16 protein-coding genes are annotated in these 20,012 nt (G+C 70.4%); 11 read left to right on the forward strand and 5 right to left on the reverse strand.

The window, feature by feature from the left end:
• Positions 1-54 precede the first annotated feature (54 nt).
• The 6 genes from ACGH7X_RS15770 (at position 55) to ACGH7X_RS15795 (ending at position 9,864) form a co-directional block, all read left to right on the forward strand.
• Positions 55-819: a TIGR03089 family protein gene (locus ACGH7X_RS15770; RefSeq protein WP_399885821.1), complete on the forward strand. Its 765-nt coding sequence runs from the start codon at positions 55-57 to the stop codon at positions 817-819.
• Positions 820-1,242: 423 nt separating this feature from the next.
• On the forward strand, positions 1,243-2,442 hold the full coding sequence (locus ACGH7X_RS15775) for an LCP family protein (protein ID WP_399885823.1): 1,200 nt from the start codon (positions 1,243-1,245) through the stop codon (positions 2,440-2,442).
• 227 nt (positions 2,443-2,669) lie between these two features.
• Positions 2,670-4,376 carry an LCP family protein gene (locus ACGH7X_RS15780; RefSeq protein ID WP_399885825.1) on the forward strand — a complete coding sequence of 569 codons (1,707 nt, stop codon included), beginning with the start codon at positions 2,670-2,672 and terminating at the stop codon, positions 4,374-4,376.
• Between the two features lie 170 nt (positions 4,377-4,546).
• Complete coding sequence (locus ACGH7X_RS15785) at positions 4,547-6,235, forward strand: LCP family protein (RefSeq protein WP_399885827.1); 1,689 nt, start codon at positions 4,547-4,549, stop codon at positions 6,233-6,235.
• 205 nt (positions 6,236-6,440) lie between these two features.
• Positions 6,441-8,126, forward strand: coding sequence for an LCP family protein (locus ACGH7X_RS15790; protein WP_399885829.1), 1,686 nt, complete (start codon positions 6,441-6,443; stop codon positions 8,124-8,126).
• A gap of 76 nt (positions 8,127-8,202) precedes the next feature.
• Positions 8,203-9,864, forward strand: coding sequence for an LCP family protein (locus tag ACGH7X_RS15795; RefSeq protein WP_399885831.1), 1,662 nt, complete (start codon positions 8,203-8,205; stop codon positions 9,862-9,864).
• Positions 9,865-9,909: 45 nt separating this feature from the next.
• Here the strand turns inward: ACGH7X_RS15795 and ACGH7X_RS15800 are convergent, their stop codons facing one another.
• The gene (locus tag ACGH7X_RS15800) at positions 9,910-10,965 is read right to left on the reverse strand and encodes a glycosyltransferase family 2 protein (protein WP_399885833.1); all 1,056 of its coding nucleotides are present in this window, start codon (positions 10,963-10,965) and stop codon (positions 9,910-9,912) included.
• A gap of 288 nt (positions 10,966-11,253) precedes the next feature.
• Here ACGH7X_RS15800 and ACGH7X_RS15805 point away from each other — a divergent pair, with 288 nt between their 5' ends.
• A complete protein-coding gene (locus ACGH7X_RS15805; RefSeq protein WP_399885835.1) occupies positions 11,254-12,630 on the forward strand; it encodes an LCP family protein in 1,377 nt (458 codons plus the stop codon).
• Between the two features lie 19 nt (positions 12,631-12,649).
• Here the strand turns inward: ACGH7X_RS15805 and ACGH7X_RS15810 are convergent, their stop codons facing one another.
• A complete protein-coding gene (locus tag ACGH7X_RS15810) occupies positions 12,650-13,924 on the reverse strand; it encodes an LCP family protein (RefSeq protein WP_399885837.1) in 1,275 nt (424 codons plus the stop codon).
• A 120-nt stretch (positions 13,925-14,044) separates the two neighbouring features.
• Here ACGH7X_RS15810 and ACGH7X_RS15815 point away from each other — a divergent pair, with 120 nt between their 5' ends.
• Positions 14,045-14,611: an acyl-CoA thioesterase gene (locus ACGH7X_RS15815; protein WP_399885839.1), complete on the forward strand. Its 567-nt coding sequence runs from the start codon at positions 14,045-14,047 to the stop codon at positions 14,609-14,611.
• A 31-nt stretch (positions 14,612-14,642) separates the two neighbouring features.
• On the opposite strand, the gene ACGH7X_RS15820 is transcribed toward ACGH7X_RS15815, so the two are convergent.
• Entirely contained in the window at positions 14,643-15,683 is a 1,041-nt protein-coding gene (locus ACGH7X_RS15820) for a vWA domain-containing protein (protein WP_399885840.1), read from the reverse strand.
• 118 nt (positions 15,684-15,801) lie between these two features.
• Complete coding sequence (locus ACGH7X_RS15825; RefSeq protein ID WP_399885842.1) at positions 15,802-16,974, reverse strand: acyl-CoA dehydrogenase; 1,173 nt, start codon at positions 16,972-16,974, stop codon at positions 15,802-15,804.
• Between the two features lie 187 nt (positions 16,975-17,161).
• On the opposite strand from ACGH7X_RS15825, the gene ACGH7X_RS15830 reads away from it, so the two are divergent.
• Positions 17,162-18,505, forward strand: a complete 1,344-nt coding sequence (locus ACGH7X_RS15830; protein ID WP_399885844.1) for a UDP-glucose dehydrogenase family protein — start codon at positions 17,162-17,164, stop codon at positions 18,503-18,505.
• Positions 18,506-18,611: 106 nt separating this feature from the next.
• On the opposite strand, the gene ACGH7X_RS15835 is transcribed toward ACGH7X_RS15830, so the two are convergent.
• On the reverse strand, positions 18,612-19,121 hold the full coding sequence (locus ACGH7X_RS15835) for a CGNR zinc finger domain-containing protein (protein ID WP_399885846.1): 510 nt from the start codon (positions 19,119-19,121) through the stop codon (positions 18,612-18,614).
• A 98-nt stretch (positions 19,122-19,219) separates the two neighbouring features.
• On the opposite strand from ACGH7X_RS15835, the gene ACGH7X_RS15840 reads away from it, so the two are divergent.
• Both ACGH7X_RS15840 and ACGH7X_RS15845 read left to right on the forward strand, forming a co-directional pair.
• Positions 19,220-19,579 (forward strand): VOC family protein, encoded by a 360-nt coding sequence (locus tag ACGH7X_RS15840; protein WP_399885848.1) that lies wholly within the window; start codon positions 19,220-19,222, stop codon positions 19,577-19,579.
• Between the two features lie 30 nt (positions 19,580-19,609).
• The gene (locus ACGH7X_RS15845; RefSeq protein WP_399885850.1) at positions 19,610-20,002 is read left to right on the forward strand and encodes a VOC family protein; all 393 of its coding nucleotides are present in this window, start codon (positions 19,610-19,612) and stop codon (positions 20,000-20,002) included.
• Positions 20,003-20,012 lie beyond the last annotated feature (10 nt).

The raw sequence follows: 20,012 nt of genomic DNA on the forward strand, positions 1-20,012 counted from the left end.
TGCGGTACGCCGTCCGCTCGGTGCGCGCCGCCCGGCCCGCGTACCCTTGCGCGGATGAACGCGACCGACCGCACCCCTGCCGACCTGCTCAGTTCCGCGCTCGACGCGGACCCGGTACGCCCCCTGGTGACCTTCTACGACGACGCCACCGGCGAACGCGTCGAACTGTCCGTGGCCACCTTCGCCAATTGGGTGGCCAAGACGGCGAACCTGCTCCAGGACGAACTGTCCGTCGAACCCGGCGACCGGGTCGCGCTGCTGCTGCCCGCGCACTGGCAGACGGCGGTGTGGCTGCTGGCGTGCGCGTCGGTGGGCGTCGTCGCCGACGTGGCGGGCGATCCGGGGTCGGCGGACGTGGTCGTGAGCGGTCCGGAGCCCGAGTCACTGGAGGCGGCGCGGGCGTGCTCGGGTCCGCGGCTCGCGCTGGCGCTGCGGCCGCTCGGGGGGCGGTTCGCGCCGGCGCCGCCGGAGGGCTTCGCCGATTACGCGGTGGAGGTGCCGGGGCAGGGAGACCGGTTCGTGCCGTACGCGCCGGTGGACCCGGAGGAGCCGGCGCTGATCGTGGCCGGGCGGGAGTTCAGCGGCGCGGAGGTCGTGGAGCGGGCTCGGGCGGAGGCGTCGGGGCTGGGGCTCACGGGGCCGGGGGCGCGGATTCTGTCGGGGTTGCCGTACGACACGTGGGAGGGGCTGAGCGCGGGGTTGTACGGGCCACTCGCTAGCGGGGGGTCGGTGGTGCTGTGCCGGAACCTGGAGCTGGCCGGGGCGGGTGTGGTGGACCAGCGGATCGAGGCGGAGCGGGTTTCGACTACAGCGCGGTGAGGTGTCCCGGGGGGGGTTGGTTCGCGGGGTTGAGGTGAGGGGCGGGGTGGGCTCGTGCCCCGGCGGTGCTTCGCCACCCGGCGTCGGTGTCGACGCGGGGTCGGGGCGGTGACCCGGCATTGATTCGCCACCCGGCGTCGGTGTCGACGCGGGATGGGGGCGGCGGCCCTGCACTGATTCGCCACCCGGCGTCGGTGTCGACGCGGGATGGGGGCGGTGGCCCGGCGCTGGCGGGGTGCCGCCTGCGCCCACCCGTGCCGCCTGGGGGTACCTCCCAGGCCGTTCAGGCACTGGGGGAGGCACGACTGCCCGCAGGCTGCGGTGGGGGCAGACCTTGAGCCGGCGTGACCCGTTTGGCTCAGGTGCGGTCTCCGTCCCGTGTTTGTTCGGGGCATGGTCGTAGGAGCGTGGACGGAGGGATACGTGGGCGATGACGCGGGCACTGCGGCCTCCGGTGGGGGCGACGGGCGTCCGGAGCACGGGGCGTCCGCGACCGGGGGCGGTCTGCGGCGCCGGCGTCGGAGGCGGCGGCTGTGGCTGGCCTCGGGCGTGGTCGTCGTACTGGCCGCGGGTGCCGTGGGCGTCGGGTGGGCGGTGTACGCCAAGCTGAACGGCAACATCACGGCGGACGAGGCGGCGGCGGCCGAACTCGCCCGGTACGAGAAGGAGCGGCCCACCTCCCTGGTGCGCGGCGCGCAGAACGTACTGCTGATCGGGTCGGACTCGCGGTCCGGGGACGGCAACGCGCGTTACGGGCGGGACTCCGGGACCGAGCGGTCGGACACCACGATCCTGCTGCACCTGGCCGCGGGCCGGGACAGCGCCACCGCGGTCTCCCTCCCCCGCGACCTCATGGTGAAGGTGCCCGGCTGCCACCGCCCGGACGGGTCCCGCACCGAGCCGGTGTTCGAGCAGTTCAACTACGCCTTCGAGGCCGGCGGCTCGGCGTGCTCGATCCGTACCGTGGAGAAGCTGACCGGCATCCGGATCGACCACCACGTGGTCGTCGACTTCCAGGGCTTCAAGGAGATGGTCGACGCGCTCGACGGCGTCGAGGTCTGCCTGCGAAAGCCCGTCGACGACAAGGACGCCGAACTGAAACTGCCCGCGGGCCGGGTGACCCTCGACGGGGAGCAGGCGCTCGGTTACGTCCGCGCACGGAAGTCGCTCGGTGACGGCAGCGACACCGACCGCATGGACCGGCAGCAGCGTTTTCTCGGGGCGCTCGTGAACAAGGTGCAGAGCAATGACGTGCTGCTGAATCCGGTGAAGCTGTATCCCGTTCTGGACGCCGCCACGTCGTCTCTCACCACGGACCCGGATCTGGCGAGTCTGCGTGGTTTGTACGACCTTGTGCGCGGGCTGCGGGGGATTCCCACCGAGCGCGTGCAATTCCTGACCGTCCCCCGTGAGTCGTACACGGGCGACGCCAATCGCGACCAGCTCGTGCAGCCCGACGCCGAGAAGCTCTTCACCCGCCTGCGGACGGACGAACCCGTGGCGATCGCCGCGTCCTCGCGGGACTCGGAGGGCGCTTCGGCAATTCCCGGGGAACCCGGCGACGCCGATTCCCCGGCGCCGACGTTCAGCGGGAACACCGCCGCGGAGGACATCTGCGGGTAAAGCGCATTCCAAGACGGGGCAAGGCGTGCGCAAGGGAGACCCGAAAGAACGGACAGTTGTCCAAGAAATGGGCCGGATTGCCCAGTTGTAAGGTTCGTGGAATGTGTCACTGCCATCCCCCCGCGCCGAACGGGACGGTTAGTGTGAGCGATCCGGTGCGAGTTGAGCGAGACCGGGCGCCCTGAGGGGAGGGCGCCGCGTGGCCCCGACGGAGGATTCGGACAACCGTGGACGCGCAAGGCCGTGGGCGGGCGGAAGACATCGACCCCGCAGACCAGTGGGTACTCAATCCGGACACCGGCGAATACGAACTGCGACTGTCCCCTTCCGCACCGCAATCACCGGTCCCCGGCCAGCGCCGCGCCACGCCCGCCCCGGCTCCGGAGCGGGAGGTTCCCGCGCCGCGCCGGCGCCGTGCGACGCCCGAGGAACCGCCGCCGGGACGGCGCGATCGCCGGCGGCCCGCGAAGAAGAAGTCGAAGGGCAAGAAGATCCTGCTGTGGACCGGCGGCACGATGGCGTTCGTCGTCCTCGCCGTCGGCGCGGCCGGATACCTCTATCTGGAACACCTCAACGACAACATCCAGTCCGTCTCCGACGACGGGGCGAGCACCGGTGGGTTCCAGAAGGACAAGGCGATCAACATCCTGCTGATCGGCACCGACAAGCGCACCGGCGCCGGCAACGACGGCTACGGCGACACCGGCAGCGCCGGCCACGCCGACACCACGATCCTGCTGCACGTCGCCAAGGACCGCTCCAACGCCACCGCGCTCAGCATCCCCCGCGACCTGATCGTCGACGTCCCCGACTGCCCGACCGCGCAGGAGGACGGGAGTACGAAGGTCATCCCGGGCTCCTCCGGCGTCCGGTTCAACACGAGCCTCGGCCAGAGCGGCCGTACGCCCAGCTGCACCATGCGGACCGTCACCGAGCTGACCGGGGTCACGCCCGACAACTTCATGGTGGCCGACTTCAACGCGGTCAAGACCCTGACCTCGGCGGTCGGAGGGGTCGAGGTCTGCCTGGCGAAGGACATCGACGACCCCGACTCGCACCTGAAGCTCCCCGCGGGCAAGCACACCGTCGAGGGCGAACAGGCCCTCGCCTTCGTACGCACCCGGCACTCCGTGGGCTTCGGCGGGGATCTGAGCCGCATCGAGATCCAGCAGCAGTTCCTCAGCTCGCTGATGCGCAAGCTGAAGTCCAACGACACGCTCACCAGCCCGACGAAGATGGTGAAGCTGGCCGAGGCGGGCACCGAGGCGCTCACCGTCGACTCCAAGCTGGACAGCATCGGCAAGCTGAAGGACCTCGGGCTCGAGCTGGGCAAGCTCAACACCAAGAACCTGACCTTCACCACGGTGCCGGTGATCGACAACCCGGCCGAGAAGACGCCGGTGACCGTCGTCCTCAAGGAGGGGCCCGCCCAGCAGGTCTTCGACATGGTCAAGAACGACGTCTCCTTCACCGAGGTCAAGCAGAAGGAGAAGGAGAAGCAGAAGAAGGAGGACGCCGCCGTCGCCGCCCGCCTCGAGGGCGAGAAGTCCGAGCCCGGCGAGATCCGCGTCCGCGTCATGAACGGCGGCGCCTCGGCCGGCAGCGCCCAGCGGGAACTGGCCTACCTCCAGACGGAGGCCGGCGTCGCCAAGTCGGAGAACGCGGGCAACGCCCCCGCCGACATCGCCAAGACCACCCTGGAGTACTCCCCCGACCAGGCCGACCAGGCCCGCGCCCTCGCCGAGATCCTCGGTCTGTCCGGCGCCGCCATGAAGCCCGGCGAGAGCGTCACCAACTCCCAGGGCCTGCCCACGATGACCCTCACCCTCGGCAAGGACTTCAAGGGCGCCGGAGTCAAACTCGACGCCACCTCCGGGAAGGCGCCCGACGGGGTTCAGAAGTCCACGGCGGACAAGGTCGAGTGCGCGAAGTGACCTGACGGGCCCCGCGCGCGTCTGACAGTACGACAGTCCATCGGTGAACGGTCCACCGGCGAACAATCCACCGGCGCGGCCGTACAGCCAACGAGAGGCTTCGGACGTCCAACTGTGCGAACACGTCGCGTGCAGGGGCACGTTCGCGGGCCCGAGGGTGGGAGAGGGACATGACGCAGAGCAGTGTGCGCGGGGAGGGAACGCGACCGGACGCGGTCCGGCATGCCCGGGGCAGGCGCGGCGGCGGCCGGGACGAGGGCGGCACGGGAACGGCGGGGCGGCAAGGACCGCCCGGCGGGAACGGCAGACGCTCCAAACGGCGCCGTGCCGGGCGCCGGCACCGAGCGCTGCGCTGGTCGGCGACCACCCTGGCGGTCCTGATACTCGGCACGGCCGGCGCCGGATACCTCTATTACCGGCACCTGAACGGCAACATCGAGAAGGGCGAGCGCAGCAGCGGCGACTCCAAGGCGCACCGGACCGAGCCGAACGCGGCCGGACAGACGCCCATGAACATCCTGCTGCTGGGCTCGGACAGCCGGGCCTCCGACGCCAACGTGGCGCTGGGCGGCGGCAAGAACCACCGCGACAACCCGCCGCTGGCGGACGTACAGATGCTGATCCACCTGGCCGCGGACCGCAAGAGCGCCGCGGTGGTGAGCATCCCCCGTGACACCCGGGTCGACATCCCCGCGTGCAAGAACCCCGACACCGGCGAGAAGTTCCCGGCGGCCAACACCATCATCAACGAGTCCCTGGGCCGGGGCGGCGCCGGCTGCACCCTGGCGACCTGGGAGAACCTGACCGGGGTCTACATCGACCACTGGATGACCATCGACTTCGCGGGTGTGGTCTCGATGGCGGACGCCGTCGGCGGGGTCGAGGTGTGTGTGAACCAGAACGTGTGGGACCGCCCGCTGCCCGGCGTGCCCGGCGGCTCGGGCCTGAAGATGACGGAAGGCCGGCACAAGGTGCAGGGCGAGGACGCGCTCAAGTGGCTGCGCACCCGTCACGCCTGGGGCAGCGACCCGCTGCGGGCCCGGGCCCAGCACATGTACATGAACTCGATGATCCGCACGCTGAAGGGCCAGAACGTCTTCACGGACGCCGGACGGCTGATGGACCTGGCCGAGGCCGCCACGAAGTCGCTGACGGTCTCCGAGGAGATCGGCACGGTCAAGAAGCTGTACGACCTGGGAACACAGCTCAAGACGGTGCCCACGGACCGCATCACCATGACGACGATCCCCACGATCGAGGACCCCCAGGACCAGAACCATCTGCTGCCGGCCGACGACGCCGACAAGATGTGGGCGATGCTCCGCGACGACGTGTCCTTCGACGACAAGGGCGGCAAGGACAAGAAGGGCTCCGGCAAGGACGCCGGCGGAGGCGACGGCGCCGCGGAGGGCGGCACCGACAAGCCCTCCGACGAGCCCGCCGCCGACTCCGAGATCGGCGTCCTCGTCCAGAACGCGACCCGATCCGCCACTCTCGGTCCGGTCACGGGCCGCGCCGGCGCGGTCACCGGGACGCTGGTGGACAAGGGCTTCGCCAAGGCGACGAAGGACACCTCGGCCGCGCTCTCCGAGGAAAGGACCGTGATCCGCTATCCCGGGGCCGAGTTGGCGGGTGACGCACAGCGCGTCGCCGAGGCGCTGGGAATTCCGGCGAACGCGGTGCGCAAGTCCACGGACGTGTCGGGGATCACGCTCGTCGTGGGAGCTGACTGGCGCTCGGGCACGTCCTATCCGAAGCAGAAGACACCCGAGGCCGGAGACCTGCCGGAGACCAGCGACGCCCTCAACGGCTCGGACGCCAGCAAGTGCATGGACGTCTACAAGCCCTACCGATGGTAGGAGTTCAAGAAAATAGGAGGGATTGCCCTGTTGTAGGAGTGTCGATTGAGACACCAGTGTCGTTCGACGCCGAACCGGGCGGATAGTGTGAGCGCTCCGGTGCCCCTGCCGCGAGGTCCGCCCTGGCGTCGTGCACTTGTTGACCCTTTATCGTGCGCCTTCAGGGGAAGGTGCCGCGTGGCCCCCGACGGAGAATTGGGAGACCGTGGACGCGCAAGGACGTGGGCGGGCAGACGACGTCGATCCCGCAGACCAGTGGGTACTCAATCCACGCACCGGTGAATACGAACTGCGACTGTCCCCCTCCGCACCGCAGTCGCCGGTCCCCGGCCCCCGCAGGGCCACCCCGGACTCCCCCCGCGAGGTGCCGCCCCAGCGGCGGCGCCGTCCGGCGCCCGAGGAGCCGGTGCCGGGCCGGCGTGGACGCCGCCCGGAGAAGAAGAAGTCGAAGGGCAAGAGGGTCCTGCTGTGGACCGGCGGCACGATGGCGTTCGTCGTCCTCGTGGCGGGTGTCGGCGGCTACGTCTACCTCAAGCACCTCGAGGGCAACGTCTCGACGACGGACGTCGGCACCGCCGGAAGCAGCAGCTTCAAGAAGGACGAGGCCTTCAACATCCTCATCATCGGCACCGACAAGCGCACCGGTGCGGGCAACGAGGGCTACGGCGACAAGGGCAGCGTCGGACACGCGGACACGAACATCCTGCTGCACGTGTCCAAGGACCGCTCCAACGCCACCGCGCTCAGCATCCCCCGCGACCTGATCGTCGACATCCCCGAGTGCGAGACTACTCAGGAGGACGGGACGAAGAAGGTCATCCAGGGCTCCTCGGGCGTGCGCTTCAACCAGAGCCTGGGCGACCTGGGCCGGGACGCGGGCTGCACCATGCGCACGGTGAAGGAGACGACGGGCATCAAGCCCGACCACTTCATGATGGCCGACTTCAACGCGGTCAAGACGCTGACCACCGCGGTCGACGGGGTCGACGTCTGCGTGGAGCACGCGGTGGACGACCCGAAGTCCCACCTCAAGCTGCCCGCGGGCGAGTCCAGGGTCGAGGGCGAGCAGGCGCTCGCCTTCGTCCGTACCCGGCACGCCTTCGGCAACGAGGGCGACCTGGACCGCATCAAGGTGCAGCAGCAGTTCCTGGGCTCGCTCATGCGCAAGATGTCCTCCAGCGACACCCTCACCAGCCCCACCAAGCTGGTGAAGCTCGCCGAGGCCGCGACCAATGCCCTCACCGTGGACAAGGCCATCGGCAAGGTGGGCACGCTCAAGGACATGGCCCTGGAGCTGAAGAAGGTGCCGACGAAGAACATCACGTTCACCACGGTGCCGGTGATCGACAACCCCGCCGAGAAGGTCAAGGCGACGGTGGTCGTGAACGAGGCCAAGGGCCCCCAGGTCTTCGACATGATCAAGAACGACATCTCCTTCACCGAGGTCAAGCAGAAAAAGAAGAAGGAGTCGGCCGCCGTCGCCGCCCGCCTCAAGGGCGAGAAGTCCGAGCCCTCCGAGGTCCGCGTCCGCGTCATGAACGGCGGCGCCCCCGCGGGCAGCGCCCAGCAGGAGCTGGCCTACCTCCAGACGGATGCCGGGGTCGCCAAGTCGGAGAACGCGGGCAACGCCCCGGCCGAGATCGCCAAGACCACCCTGGAGTACTCCCCCGACCAGGCCGACCAGGCCCGCGCCCTCGCCGAGATCCTCGGCCTGTCCGGCGCCGCCATGAAGCCCGGCGAGAGCGTCACCAACTCCCAGGGCCTGCCCACGATGACCCTCACCCTCGGCGGGGACTTCAGGGGCGCCGGAGTCAAGCTCGACTCCGCCTCCGTCAAGAAGCCGGACCTGGACACCGAGTCCACGGCCGACCAGAAGCTGTGCGCCAGTTGACCTGAGGGGCCTGTCGTACGTCTCACAGGACGGCGACGGGCCCGCGGGCGGCGCGGGGGTGGGGAGGGACGCGGAAGTGACGCGGAACAGCGTGCAGGGGGACGACACGCGGGAGGGCGCACCGGACGCCCCCGAGCGTGCGGAGGACACCGTCGGGGACGGCGAGGACAACGGTGTCAACGACGGCGGGGACGGTAACGACGGCAAGGACGGCACCGGCGGCGGGGACGAGACCGGCAGACGCCGGCCGCGCCGACGGCGTCGTGCGCTGCGCTGGACCGCGGTGCTGCTCGCCGCGGTCCTGGCCGGCACGGCGGGCGCCGGTTACCTCTACTACGAGCACCTCAACGACAACATAGAGAAGGACGCCCTGAACCTGGGCGACAACAAGATCGCCGCACCGACACCGAACGCGGCCGGGCAGACCCCGCTGAACATCCTCGTCATCGGCTCGGACGCCCGGGACAGCGAGGAGAACCAGCAACTGGGCGGCGCCCGCGAGACGTTCGGCTCCACGCCGCTGGCGGACGTGCAGATGCTGGTGCACCTGTCCGCCGACCGCAGCAACATGTCGGTGGTCAGCATGCCGCGCGACACCCTGCTCGAGATACCCAAGTGCACCGACCCGGACGACGGCGAGGTCTATCCGGCGAGCGAGGGCCGGGTGATGACCAACCAGAGCCTCGGACGGGGCGGCCCCGGCTGCACGGTCGCCACCTGGCAGGAGCTGACCGGCATCCGCATCGACCACTTCGTGATGGTCGACTTCGCGGGCGTGGTGTCGATGGCCGACGCCGTCGGCGGCGTCCCGGTCTGCGTGGACGCCAACATCCACTCGCGCGACAGCCAGGGCCACGGCTCCGGCCTGAAGCTGGAGAAGGGCACGCACCCGGTCAAGGGCGAGCAGGCCCTGCAGTGGCTGCGCACCCGGTACGGCTTCGAGGACGGCAGCGACCTGGCGCGGTCGAAGGCCCAGCACATGTACCTGAACTCGATGGTCCGGATGCTGCGCGAGAACGCGACCCTGAGCAGCCCGAACAAGCTGCGCAGGCTCGCCGAGGAGGCCACCGCGGCACTCACCGTCGACCCGGGCCTGGACACCGTCAAGAAGCTGTACGACCTCAGCGACGAACTGCGCAAGGTGAAGCCCGAGCGCATCACCATGACCACGATGCCCAACCGGTACGTGGGCGAGCGCGTGGAGCCGACCGAGGACGCGGAGCAGCTGTTCCGGCTGGTGCGCGAGGACATCGCGCTGGACGGCAAGGACGCGCGGAAGACGGAGCCCGCGCCCGAGACCAAGGCCCCGGCCGACCCGGCGGCCCCCGACGACGAGATGGCCGTCCAGGTCCGCAACGGCACCCGCACCGACGACCTCGGCACGGCCCCCGGACGCGCGAACACGGTCGCCGGGCTCCTGGTGGAGCAGGGCTTCGCCAAGGCCGTCGCGGACCCGTCGGTGCTGCCGAGCGAGGACCGTACGGTCGTCCGCTACCCGAGCGCCGACCTGGAGGGCGACGCGTGGAGGGTCGCCAAGTCCCTGGGCCTCCCGGCGAGTTCGGTGCGGCGGTCGACCGACGTCTCGGGCGTCACGCTCGTCGTGGGCGCCGACTGGCGCGAGGACACGGCGTACCGGGCGCCCGAGGCCGACAACAGCACCCCGGAGTCGGCCAAGGCCCTCAACGGCGCCGACGACAGCGCCTGCATGCACGTGAGCCCGGCGTTCACCTGGTCCTGAGCCCGGCCCCGAGGACCGGACCCGAGGACCGGCCCCCGAGCCGCGTCAGCGGGCCCCGGCGGCGTCGGCGGTTCCCTGGTCCGGCTGGACCGCCGGGCGCCGCGAGGCGATGACCCTCCTGGCCAGCGACTTGGGGCTGGTCAGGAAGCCCCAGCCCCAGGACATGTGCATGGTCGCCAGCGCCACCGGGATCCGCGCCCGCGCCTTCAGCCCGAGCCCCTTGCCCGCGGGGAGCGAGCCGGCGACGATCGCGGCCAGGTAGCCGCCGGGCACGACGAAGCCCCACGGGGTCAGCGCGGCGCCCACCACGACGCCGGCCGCGATCACGCACACGGCGGTCGGCGGGGCGAGGTAGCGCAGGTTGATGGAGCCGGAGTGGTAGCGGGCGACGACGTGCCGCCAACGGCCGTAGTCCTTGTACTGCTTGGCCAGCGCCCGCACGCTGGGCCGGGGGCGGTAGGACACCCTCAGCTCGGGCGAGAACCAGATGAGACCGCCGGCCTCACGGATGCGGAAGTTCAGCTCCCAGTCCTGGGCGCGGATGAACTCCTCGTTGTAGCCGCCCTGCCGCTCCAGCGCCTCGCGGCGGAAGACGCCGAGGTAGACGGTCTCGGCGGGCGCGGCCTGGCCACCGGTGTGGAAGGCGGCGTTGCCCACGCCGACCTTCGATGTCATCGCGGCCGCGACGGCGTCCTCCCAGGCGTTCTCGCCCTCGGCGTGCATGATGCCGCCCACGTTCTGCGCGCCGGTCTCCTCGAGGAGCCGTACGGCCGTGGCGATGTAGTTCGGCGACAGCATGCCGTGGCCGTCGACGCGGACGACGACGGGATGGCGGGAGGCCTTGATCGCGGCGTTCAGCGCGGCGGGCGTGCGGCCGGTGGGGTTCGGCACGGTGTGGACCCGGGGGTCCTCGCGGACGAGTTCGGCGGCGATCTCTTCCGTACGGTCCGCTGAGGGACCGACGGCGATCACGACCTCCATCTCGCCGGCGTACTCCTGGGCGAGGATGGCGCGGACGGCGCCGCGCAGGTGCCGCTCCTCGTTGAGGACGGGCATGATCACGGAAACGGCGGGCGGCCGCACGTCGGACTTGGCGTTCATCGGTGCTCACGTTACCGCGAACGGGGGACACGGGTGCGCGCCGCGGGGGTCACGGGCCCGGGCAGCAGATCGTATGGGCCTACGGTGCTCACGAATCCCACGTCCGGCCTCACGGTCCACGCCCAAGGACCCGTCCCCCGCGGAGGTGTCACCTTGCCCACGCCGCCCCGCTCGTCCCGGGTTCCGGCCTCGACCACCCGGGGCGGGCCTCCGCCGCAGCGCGGCGGCCCCCGGCCGTCCGGGCGTCCGCCGAGGCCCCCCGTAAGGCGGAAGAAGCCGCGCTGGGCCATGCGGACGGTGACCGCGCTGTCGGTGGTGGTGCTCGCCTCCGCCGGGATCGGGCACGCGGTGCTTTCGAGCCTGGACTCGGACATCTCGCGGGTCGACGCCTTCAAGGACATGAAGAACCGGCCGCAGGCGGGCGACGGCATGAACGTCCTGATGGTCGGCACCGACGGCCGGGACAGCATCAGCGAGCAGGAGCGGCGCAAGTACAGACTGGGCGGCGCCCCCTGCCACTGCACCGACACCATCATGATCGTGCACATCTCGGAGGACCGGGAGCGCGCGAGCGTGGTCAGCCTGCCGCGCGACTCGTACGCCGAGACGCCCGGGCACACCGACCGCACCACCGGCGAACACCACAAGGGGCACCCGCTCAAGCTGAACGCGGCCTACGCCGAGGGCGGCCCGCAGCTGACCATCCGCACCGTGGAGAACATGACCCGCGTGAAGATCGACCACTATCTGGAGGTCGACTTCACCAGCTTCATGAAGACCGTGGACGTCCTCGGCGGTGTGAAAATCTGCACCGTCCAGCCGCTCAAGGACAGCTACACCGGACTCGACCTGCCGGCCGGCACCCACACCCTGATGGGCGGGCAGGCGCTGCAGTACGTGCGGGCCCGCCACCTCGACGGGGCCTCGGACCTGAGCCGGATGAAGCGCCAGCAGCGTTTCCTGGCCGCCCTGATCGACCGGGCGACCTCCTCCGGGATCCTGCTGAACCCGCTGAAGTTCCGTGACGTCACCCGGGCCGTGCTCGGCTCGGTCCGGGCCGACCAGGGCTTCGGCACCGACGAGCTGCTGACGCTCGGGCGGGCGATGCGGAACTTCTCGCCGTCCTCCTCCGAGTTCACCACCGTGCCGATCGGGCAGATGGGCTACGCCGTCAAGGGCGTCGGCTCGACCCTCAAGTGGGACCCCGCGAAGTCGAAGCGGATCTTCGACGCCCTGCGCGAGGACAGGCCGCTGGCCGCGCACAAGCCGAAGCCGAAGGGCCCGGCTCCGGTACGGGTCCCGGTGGACCCGAAGCAGATCCGCGTCCAGGTGGAGAACGGCACCCGCACGGCCGGGCTCGGCAAGCGGGTGGACGACGCGCTGGCCGCGACCGGGTTCCGCACCACCAAGGCACCGCGGAACGCCACCGACCGCGCCGTCGGGCGGACCGTCGTCGCCTACGACCCCCGCTGGGACCAGTCGGCGAAGTCCCTGGCCACCGCCCTGCCCGGCAGCGAGCTGAAGCCGGTCAAGGGACAGGGGGCGACGCTGAAGGTGATCGCGGGCGCCGACTTCAAGAGCGTCGTGAAGGTGAAGCCGGCGGACCCGCCGCAGGAGTCGGGCACCGTGGTGCGGGGCGACGAGGTGACCTGCGGCGGGGAGTGAGAACGCAGCGGGCGCCGGCTCAGTTGCCGGAGACGGTGACCTGCTCGTCGTTCTTCAGCTCCTGGACGAGCTTCTTCACCTTCGTGTCGTCCCACTTGAGGTTGCCGCCGACGCTGCCCGAGATCGGCATGTTCATCGACGTGCCGTCGCCGCCGCTGACGCTCTTCATCGCCCAGAACATGCTCGCCAGGTCGAACAGGCCCATGTCCTTGTCGACGATGAGGGAGTCAAGGCCGGCGCCCATGGTCGGGTACAGCTTGAACGGGTTGAGGACCGTCGAGGGGGTGGCCACCTGGCTCGCCAGCGCCGACAGGAACTTCTGCTGGTTCTTCGTCCGGTCGAGGTCGGAGCCGGGCAGCGCGTACCGGGTGCGGACGAAGGCGAGGGCCTCCTCGCCGTTCAGGGTCTGCTTGCCCTTCTTGAAGTCGGCGCCCGACTTCTTGTCCTTGATGTCCTGCGGGACGTCGATGTCGACGCCGCCGACCGCGTCCACGATGTTCGCGAAGCCGGCGAAGCCGATCTCCACGTAGTGGTCCAGGCGCAGCCCGGTGTTGTGCTCGATGGTGCGCACCAGCAGCTCGGGGCCGTCCTCGGCGTACGCGGCGTTCAGCTTCGTGTGCCGGCCGGTGCCCTTGTACGTCTTGCCGGACTCGGAGCCGACGAAGCTCGGGATCTCCACGTCCGAGTCGCGGGGCAGGGAGATCAGTGTCGACCCGTTGTCCCCGGTGTGCAGGATCATCATCGAGTCGGTGCGCTTGCCCTCGGCGTCACCGGTGTGCAGGTCCTTCATCTGGTCCTTGGACATGCCCTCGCGGCTGTCGGAGCCGACGATCAGGTAGTTCGTGCCCTCGCCGGCCTCGGGCCGCTCGATGACCTTGGACAGGTCGACCTCGCGGTTGAGCTTGGAGTCGGCCCAGAAGTAGGTGCCGACGGTGGTGACGACGAGCACGGTCACCACCGTGATCGCGGTCCACTTGATCCGGCGGCGCCAGTTCGGCGCGGGCCGGCCGGGGCCGCCGGCTCCGGGGCCCTGGCCGCCCTGACCGCCGTAGACCTGTCCGGTGTTGTAGCCGCTGTCGTACCCGTCGTCTCCGTGGCCGCGGCCGTCGCTGTACGACGGCTGCTGCGGCACTCCGGCGCCGTACGGCGGGGCGGACTGGCCCGGGCCGGGCGGCGGCGTGCCGCGGCGGACCTGGCGCATCACGCGCGCGCTCTCGGGCTGTGCGCTCGCGCTGCCGCGTCCGTACCGGCCGCCGCGGTTGTCACCGGACCATCCCTCGGGCCAATCATTCATGCGCACCAGTGTGCAGGTCCGCACTGCGGGCGATACAAGGGTCGTCGGAAAATCAGAGCAGCGCTGTTGCGAAGCTGACACAAAATTACGCGGATGTCGCCCCCGCATAAGGTGGAGGGCATGACAGACCAGGCAGAACAGGCCTCGGCCGCGTACTCGGCGACACCGGAGATCCCGGGCAAGCCGACTTCGGCGTCCCGCACCACCCTCAGTCACATCATGACGCACAGCGACACCAACCTTCTGGGCACGGTGCACGGCGGTGTGATCATGAAGCTCGTCGACGACGCGGCGGGCGCCGTGGCCGGGCGGCACTCCGGCGGACCCGCCGTCACCGCGTCGATGGACGAGATGGCGTTCCTCGAGCCGGTCCGCGTCGGTGACCTCGTCCATGTGAAGGCCCAGGTCAACTGGACCGGGCGCAGCTCCATGGAGGTCGGTGTCCGGGTCCTGGCCGAGCGCTGGAACGAGTCCACCCCGGCCACCCAGGTCGGCTCGGCCTACCTGGTCTTCGCCGCGGTGGACGCGGACGGCAAGCCGCGCACGGTGCCGCCGGTCCTCCCGGAGACCGAGAAGGACAGGCGCCGCTACCAGGAGGCCCAGATCCGCCGCACCCACCGTCTGGCCCGCCGCCGCGCGATCATGGAGCTGCGGGAGCGACGGGTGGCGGAGGGCTTCGACGACTGACGGGTGGCTGACGGGCGACCGACGGGCCGTTTCAGAGCATCAGCAGCAGCCGTGTGTTCGGTACGAGCTTCCGGTTCACGCTGGTGCTCTGCACGAAGATCGTGAAGTCGTCGTTGTGGTCCGGCTTGATGCGGACCTCCACGTCCGGCAGGCCGAGCAGGGCCCGGGCCTCGGGCCCGGTGTACACCCGGTCGGTCTTCTTCTCCAGCACCGATATCTGCTTCTTCGGCTGGACCTTCTCCGACTTGCTCAGCTGGTAGAACGCACCGCCGGTGCGGTAGGTGTGCCCGCTTTCGACGACCCACTCCCGAATCGCCGCGTCCCGGGTCACCGGGACCAGCTCGTACTTCGCCGCGTCCACCGGGGTGAGGCCGGCCGCCTTGATGGTGTCCCTGTTGACCGCGTCCGCGCCCGTGGAGAACACCGCCCGGGAGCCCCGGATGCCCTTGGTCCGGCCCACCATGAACTTCTCGGTGGCCTCCTGGATGACCTGTCCGGCCTCCTCGAGGCCCTGCGTGCTCGTGGCGTCCCAGATGGCGATGTTGTCCTTCGGGAAGCCGTACTGCATGGCCTCGCGCTTGCCCATCTGGTCCGGGACCAGGACGGCCAGCGTCCAGTTGTCCTCCTGCGTCTCGATCATCCGGGACACGGCCTCGACCAGTGCGCGCGGATCCCTGGCGGGGGCGTCCGGGCTGCGATGGCTCACGTTCTCCTGCCCGTCGGTGAGGACGAACGTCAGGAAGCTGTGGTCTCCGTACAGCTGAGCCGTCTGCGCCAGCTCCCGCTGCGACTTGAGCGTGGCCGCCAGCAGCGCCGTCATGCCGCCGACCCGGTACATCTGCTTCAGTGAGGGCATCCGCAGCACGTCCTTGTCGTAGATGACGCACTCCACCTTGTCGGCGAAGACGTACACCGTGACGCGGGTCTCCTGGTCCAGTTCCTGCGAGCGGCGGGCCAGGTAGGCGATCTGCTGGTCGGCGACTTCGACGACCTTGCCGCTCAGACGGCGCATCGACGAACTGGCATCCAGCACGAGAGCGACGTGGTTGATGTAGTTCTGGCTTCCGGACAAGGCAGCTCCCCCTCTTTCCGACTCGACGCTCCTACCGTCTCACCCACCACTGACAATGGGTCCGCAAAGAGGGAGGGGCGCCCCGCACACGGGCGCCCCTCGGTCAACAGGCCAACCGTTACGGCAGGTTGCGCGCCATGACGATGCGCTGGACCTGGTTGGTGCCCTCGTAGATCTGCGTGATCTTGGCGTCGCGCATCATGCGCTCCACCGGGTAGTCACGGGTGTAGCCGTAGCCGCCGAGGAGCTGCACCGCGTCCGTGGTGACCTCCATGGCCACGTCGGAGGCGAAGCACTTGGCGGCGGCGCCCTGGAAGGTGAGGTCCCCTTCTCCACCTCCGGCGGCGACGCGCTGGGACTTGGCGGCTGCCGCGTAGGTCAGCTGCCGGGCGGCCTCGATCTTCATGGCCATGTCGGCGAGCATGAACTGGATGCCCTGGAAGTCGGCGATCGGCTTGCCGAACTGCTTGCGCTCCTTGACGTAGCCCTTGGCGTAGTCGAGGGCGCCCTGGGCGATGCCGAGGGCCTGGGCGGCGATGGTGATGCGGGTGTGGTCCAGCGTCTGCATCGCGGTGGCGAAGCCGGTGCCCTCCTCGCCGATCATGCGGTCGGCGGGGATGCGGACGTTGTCGAGGTAGACCTCGCGCGTCGGGGAGCCCTTGATGCCGAGCTTCTTCTCCGGGGCACCGAAGGAGACGCCCTCGTCGGACTTCTCGACGACGAAGGCGGAGATGCCCTTGGAGCGCTTACTCGGGTCGGTGACGGCCATCACCGTGTAGTACTCGGAGACGCCGGCGTTGGTGATCCAGCGCTTGACGCCGTTGAGCACCCAGAAGTCGCCGTCGCGGACGGCCTTGGTCTTCATGCCGGCCGCGTCGGAGCCCGCGTCGGGCTCGGAGAGGCAGTAGGAGAACATGCCGTCGCCCTTGGCGAGCGGGGTCATGTACTTCTTCTTCAGCTCCTCGGAGCCGGAGAGGATCACCGGCAGGGAGCCGAGCTTGTTCACGGCCGGGATGAGGGAGGAGGACGCGCAGACCCGGGCCACCTCCTCGATCACGATGACCGTGGCGAGCGCGTCGGCGCCGCCGCCGCCGTACTCCTCGGGCACGTGCACCGCGTGCAGGTCGTTCGCGGTCAGGGCGTCGAGCGCCTCCTGCGGGAAGCGGGCCTCCTCGTCCACCGCGGCGGCGTACGGCGCGATCTTCGCCTCGGCCAGCGAGCGGACTGCGTCCCGGAGCATGTCGTGCTCCTCGGACGGGCGGTACAGGTCGAAATCAGCCGATCCGGCCAAGGTCTCTCACGCTCCAAAACACTGCGTACTGACGCTAACTACCGTTAAGTAACTCCGAATTTTAGGCTCCATCCACGTTCGTGGATAGGTGAGCTTGACGACAGCGGGAAACCTGCCCGCCGAAGCGTTCCGCCAAGCCCCGGATATGCTCGGGCGCGCACGCCTGCCGTACACCTCTGGAGCACCCATGGCCCTCAAGATCACCGTGATCGGTACCGGCTATCTCGGCGCGACCCACGCGGCGGCGATGGCGGAGCTGGGCTTCGAGGTACTGGGCCTCGACGTGGTGCCCGAGAAGATCGAGATGCTCCAGCGGGGCCGGGTCCCGATGTACGAGCCCGGTCTCGAGGAGCTGCTCCACAAGCACGTCGCGGGGATCGAGGGCTCCAGCGGACGGCTGCGCTTCACCACCGACTTCGCGGAGGTCGCGGCCTTCGGCGACGTGCACTTCCTGTGCGTGAACACCCCGCAGAAGCACGGCGAGTACGCCTGCGACATGTCGTACGTCGACTCCGCGCTGGCCTCGCTGGCGCCGCATCTGACCGGCCCGGCGCTGGTCGTCGGCAAGTCGACCGTGCCCGTGGGCTCCGCCGACCGGCTGGCCGCCTACCTCGCCGAGCACGCGCCGGCCGGCGACGAAGCCGAGCTGGCCTGGAACCCGGAGTTCCTGCGCGAGGGCTTCGCGGTGAAGGACACGCTGCACCCCGACCGGCTCGTGGTCGGCGTGCGCAGTGAGCGGGCGGAGAAGCTGCTGCGCGAGGTGTACGCGACGCCGGTCGCGGAGGGCTCGCCGTTCATCGTCACGGACTTCCCGACGGCCGAGCTGGTGAAGACCGCGGCGAACTCCTTCCTCGCCACCAAGATCTCCTTCATCAACGCGATGGCGGAGGTCTGCGAGGCGGCCGGCGGCGACGTCGCCAAGCTGGCGGAGGCGATCGGGTACGACGACCGGATCGGCCGGAAGTTCCTGCGGGCGGGGATCGGCTTCGGCGGCGGCTGTCTGCCGAAGGACATCCGGGCGTTCATGGCGCGCGCCGGTGAGCTGGGCGCGGACCAGGCGCTGACCTTCCTGCGCGAGATCGACTCGATCAACATGCGCCAGCGTGGCCAGATGGTGGAGCTGACCCGGCAGGCGCTGGGCGGCGGCCCCTTCCTCGGCAAGCGGATCGCGGTGCTCGGCGCCACCTTCAAGCCCGACTCGGACGACGTACGGGACTCCCCCGCGCTGAACGTCGCCGGGCAGGTGCACCTCCAGGGCGCCCAGGTGACGGTGTACGACCCCAAGGGCATGGAGAACGCGCGGCGGCTCTTCCCGACGCTGGGCTACGCCGACTCCGCGCTGGAGGCGGTGCGGGGCGCCGACGTCGTCCTGCACCTGACGGAGTGGCGGGAGTTCCGCGAGCTGGACCCGGAGGCGCTGGGCGAGGCCGCGGCGGCCCGGGTGATCCTGGACGGACGCAACGCCCTGGACCCGGCGCTCTGGCGGAAGGCCGGCTGGACGTACCGCGCGATGGGCCGCCCCACCGCCTGACGGCGCGGAAGGCGACGCCGGTTCGGCCGAGGCTCAGTCGGCCGAACCGGCGTCGTGGGCATTCTGCCCCACCGGGCGGCGCGGCGGACGGTGAACCCCTTGTGGTTTACGCCTCCTTGGCCCGGTACCGCCGCATCTTCGCGCGGGCCCCGCACACCTGCATCGAGCACCAGCGGCCGCGTCCGGCCGGGCTGCGGTCGTAGTAGGCCCAGTGGCAGTCGGCGGCCTCGCACGCCTTGAAGCGGGTCCAGGTGCCGGCCACCAGCGCCTCGGCGACGGCGGTGGCGACGCGGGCGGCGAGGGAGCCGTCGCGGGCGGGGGCGAGCGCGGCGGAGCCGTCGGCCGGGTCGACGGTGACGACGAGCGGGACGGCGGCCAGCAGCTCGCCCAGCGGGGTCACCGCGCGGTGGGGTGGGTGGCCGGCGTGGGCGAGCAGCGTGGCGCGCAGGGACTCGCGCAGCTCGCGCGCGGCCGGCACCTCGTCCTCCGTCAGGCCGAACGGCGCCCGGCCCGCCGGGGTGTCCAGGGAGTCGGCGCCCGTCTCGATGTCCAGCAGTGTGTTCACCAGGGCCTCGACCAGCTCCAGGCCGCCCGGTGCGGGCGATCTCTCACTCATGCTTGCGACGTTACCGCCAATAGGGCAGCATGCAGTAACCGTTACCGGTTACCGCCCTTTGTTGGTAACCACAGACCGCGTGCTTCAAGGAGGAAGTCATGGCTGTCGCCGAACTGGGTGTCGTCGTCCTGGACTGTCCCGATCCCCGCGCACTGGCCGGTTTCTACGCCGGCGTGCTCGGCGGCACCGTCGAGGGGGAGGGCGACTGGGTCGACCTGAAGGTGCCGGGCGGGCCGGGCCTGGCGTTCCAGGCCGCCCCCGGGTTCGTGGCGCCGAAGTGGCCCACGCCCGACGACTCGCAGCAGTTCCACCTCGACCTCACCGTGAAGGACCTGGACGCGGCCGAGAAGGCCGTCCTCGAGCTGGGCGCGAGGCCGCTGGACGCGGAGGACCGCACCCGTACCTTCCGGGTTTACGCCGACCCCGCCGGGCACCCGTTCTGCCTCTGCGCCTGCTGAGACCGGCCCATCGGCACTCGGAGGATCCCCATGGCACCCGCGGCCCGTTTCCGTTCCGTCGTCGTCGACTGTCCCGAGCCCCGCGAGCTGGCCCGCTTCTACGCGGCCGTCGGGGGCGGCACCCCCGACGAGGAGAACCCGGACTGGGTGGTGCTCGACGTGTCCGGCGGGCCCCGGCTGTCCTTCCAGCGGGCGCCGGGACTCACCCCGCCCGAGTGGCCGCGCTCGGACCGCAACGCCCAGCAGTTCCACCTCGACTTCGACGGCGGATCGACCTGGGCCGAGATGGACGCGGCGCACGAGAGGGTGCTCGCGCTGGGTGCCCGGCCGCTGGATCTGGAGGACCGGGAGAAGAAGGACTTCATGGTGTACGCGGATCCGGCGGGGCATCCGTTCTGCCTGTGCCGGATCGAGCACACCTGACCTCGGCCAC

The sequence above is a fragment of the Streptomyces sp. BBFR51 genome, from assembly GCF_044591655.1.
Taxonomy (GTDB): domain Bacteria; phylum Actinomycetota; class Actinomycetes; order Streptomycetales; family Streptomycetaceae; genus Streptomyces.